Origin of the sequence: Nostoc sp. (assembly GCF_035638895.1) — a bacterium.
In the GTDB taxonomy this organism is placed as follows: domain Bacteria; phylum Cyanobacteriota; class Cyanobacteriia; order Cyanobacteriales; family Nostocaceae; genus Nostoc.
Window position 1 is genome coordinate 1 of record NZ_DASQZC010000108.1, and the last position, 1,965, is coordinate 1,965.

At 42.7% G+C, this 1,965-nt stretch carries 3 protein-coding genes; 1 reads left to right on the forward strand and 2 read right to left on the reverse strand.

Annotation, left to right across the window (positions count from 1 at the left end; genetic code table 11):
- The coding region (locus VE944_RS04945) for a sensor histidine kinase (protein ID WP_324973146.1) at positions 1–315 on the forward strand (315 nt) is incomplete at its 5' end.
- A gap of 456 nt (positions 316–771) precedes the next feature.
- On the opposite strand, the gene fabD is transcribed toward VE944_RS04945, so the two are convergent.
- Positions 772–1,653 (reverse strand): ACP S-malonyltransferase, encoded by an 882-nt coding sequence (fabD, locus tag VE944_RS04950; protein WP_324973148.1) that lies wholly within the window; start codon positions 1,651–1,653, stop codon positions 772–774.
- A gap of 128 nt (positions 1,654–1,781) precedes the next feature.
- Positions 1,782–1,965 (reverse strand): 3-oxoacyl-[acyl-carrier-protein] synthase III C-terminal domain-containing protein (locus tag VE944_RS04955; RefSeq protein WP_324973151.1); only part of this gene is annotated, 184 nt, incomplete at its 5' end.

Genomic DNA, 1,965 nt, shown 5'->3' on the forward strand with positions numbered 1-1,965 from the left:
ATTGATGCTTTAGAAGAATCAAATACTGGGCGAACTTTTCAGGAAATTAAGGAAAATCGCAACCAAATTAAAATTAAAACCTCCTGGGTAAATGGATGCGTCAAAATTGCTATTGCTGATAATGGTAATGGGATGAATGAACCAGTGAAACAAAAGATTTTCGACCACTTATTTACTACAAAAATTGTGGGAAAAGGGACGGGATTGGGGTTAGCGATCGCTCGTCAAATTGTTGCAGAAAAACATGGAGGAGCGATCGAGGTAGATTCTAGACCAGGCGAAGGTACTGAGTTTGTGATCCAGCTACCCATGTAGTATATATAGGAATCGTATTTGATTTTTGAAATTATCTATGTGGGCGGGGAGTGGGGAGTAGGGAATAGGGAATAAGGAATTAGGCTTTTCGATCTGTACCGAGCTTTTTCAGAAATCAATTATTAGTCCTATAGGACTCATACTTGATTTTTTAACAAAACTCAGTACACCTTTATTCCTTCTTCTTAGCCCCCAGTCCCCAATCCCCAGTCCCTTACCTCTACGAGTGATTCAGAAATCAAAGACGCTCGATAGCGCAGCGTTAGCGACGCAGGAGCGTCTGACTCGCTACCGCTTCGCTATCGGATTGCTATATACCTCAATACAGTTGAGTTAAGTATTTCTTTCTTCTGTCGGTGTTCTCTACCCCAAGGCTTTACGCTGCGCTATGCGCGGCATCTTCTCCCTTTGGGAGAAGACCGCGCCGCTTCACTGCTTTGTGCCTACGATAAAGAATTAATCAGGCAAATCAGCAGCACTCTGGATATTTTTTAATATTAAGTCAGGGCTACTACGTTTAATTAAACCAGTTAGCACTTTACCAGGGCCAATTTCCACTACTCGCTGGATACCATTAGCTGGTAATTGCAGAGAAATTTCTCGCCATCTTACAGAACCAGTCATTTGTTTATTCAGGCGTTGCTTTAAAATCTCAGCATCAATAGACGCAATTGGTTCTACATTAGACAACACTGGCACAGTAGCTGGCTGAAATTCCACAGATTCTAGAATGTCTTGAAATTCCGCAGCTGCTGGTGCTATTAAATGTGAATGAAATGCTCCAGAAACTTTTAGGGGAATAGCACGCTTTGCTTTAACTTGAGTCATTACCGCTTGTACAGCCTCAGTCGTGCCTGAAATTACCACCTGAGCCGAACTATTATCATTTGCTATCACCACATCAGGCGTTTGAGCAATAACTTTTTCTAACTGTTCGCAATCAAAGTTCATCAAAGCCGCCATCATGCCACCGACGGCATTATCCATGAGTTCTGCACGGCGCTTTACTAGATATAAACCAACCGACCACTCAAAGACACCCGCTATATAAAGGGCAGTATATTCTCCCAAACTGTGACCAGCAACTAAATCTGGCTTGTGTCCTCGTTCCCGAAGAAGATCGGCAAGAATGCTTTCTATCACATAAAGACTTGGCTGAGTATAAAGCGTCTGTGATAACTTTGCTTCTTCGTTTTGACAGATTTCGGTTACAGACCAGCCCAAAATTTCCTCGGCTTGAGCAAATTTGTCTTTAGCGGAAGGTATATCTAATAAATCTATTCCCATTCCCAATGCTTGAGAACCTTGTCCGGGAAACACCCATGCAGTTTTAGTCATTAGTCATTAGTCAGTGGTCATTGGTTATTGGTCATTTGTCATTTGTCATTGGTCATTAGTGAATAACAAAGGACAAAGGACTAATGACATAGACGCGCCAGCGGCTTTCCGCAGGGTAGGAAAATATATTATCTTCCCCATTGGAAAATTGCCGCACCCCAGGTAAGTCCTGCACCAAAGCCGGATGCAGCAACGATGTCATTGGGTTTAATTTTACCTTGTCGCACTGCTTCATCTAAAGCTAAGGGAATGGAAGCAGCGGACGTATTGCCGTACTGGGCGAGATTACTTATAACTTTATGTTCTGGGACA